This is a genomic window from Micromonospora sp. DT47 (assembly GCF_049844475.1).
GTDB lineage: Bacteria > Actinomycetota > Actinomycetes > Mycobacteriales > Micromonosporaceae > Micromonospora.
Window position 1 is genome coordinate 1 of sequence record NZ_JBNCLC010000067.1, and the last position, 906, is coordinate 906.

1 pseudogene is annotated in these 906 nt (G+C 66.1%); it reads right to left on the reverse strand.

The window, feature by feature from the left end:
• A pseudogene (locus tag ACLQ2U_RS32170) lies at positions 1-400 on the reverse strand (hypothetical protein); the annotation flags it as partial.
• Between the last annotated feature and the right edge of the window lie 506 nt (positions 401-906).

Sequence of the window (906 nt, forward strand, 5' to 3'; positions counted from 1 at the left end):
CACAGTCCACCTCCCGAACATCGCGCTCGTCCTTGTCCTTGTCCCGGTCCTTGCCCTTGTCCTTGTCCCGGTCCTTGTCCCGGTCCTTGTCCCGGTCCTTGTCCCGGTCCTTGTCCCGGTCCTTGCCCTCGTGGTCCTTGCCCTTGTCGTCCCGGTCCTTGTCCTTGTCCTTGTCCTTGTCCCGGTCCTTGCCGTCGTCGCTGACCAGCTGGGCGGTCGACCACTTCACGTCCGTCAGCCGATGGGCGCCGGTGACCCCGGTGGTGGCGTAGGCGACGCCCGCGAGGCTGATTGCTCCCGTGAGCCCCGCAACGCCGGTAACCAGCCAGAGTCGGCGGCGGCGGAACGGGGACTTCGTCTCGCGGGTGACGTCATCGTTATCGCGAAGGTAGTTGGACATCTGAGCTCTCTGCCCTCTCCTCATACCAGACAAGGTCGCTTCGCCCTGGCGAGGCGGCCTTCGCTACAAATCGGTTGTAGCTGTTGAACAACACCGTATGGGAATCTTCTTCACTATGGGTGCGTATCCGAAAAAACCCCGCATTAGGTATGCCCGGCGCGGACGGCAGGAGTGCGGACGCCCGGGCCGGGCTTGGTACGACCGGTCCTGAGGACGTGGCCAGTGGCGGAAAGCTCGCGGATGCCGCCAGGACGTGGCTGGTGGCGCGCGGGCGCGGAGGACGTGGTTGATGGCGGAAAGCTCGCGGCGGCCGCCGCGGAGGGTCAAAGGTGATGGTCGGGAGCGGCCCGCCCGTACCCGGCAGATGGGCCGGAGGTCCGCCTCCGCCGCGCGGCGGAGCCGGACCTCCGGCGTTATGTGGTGGTTCAGTCGCTCAGTTGAAGCAGTCTTCGACGGTGTTGGCGCAGTTGGTGGGGTCGTTGTCGGTGATGGTGGAGTCGTCGTCG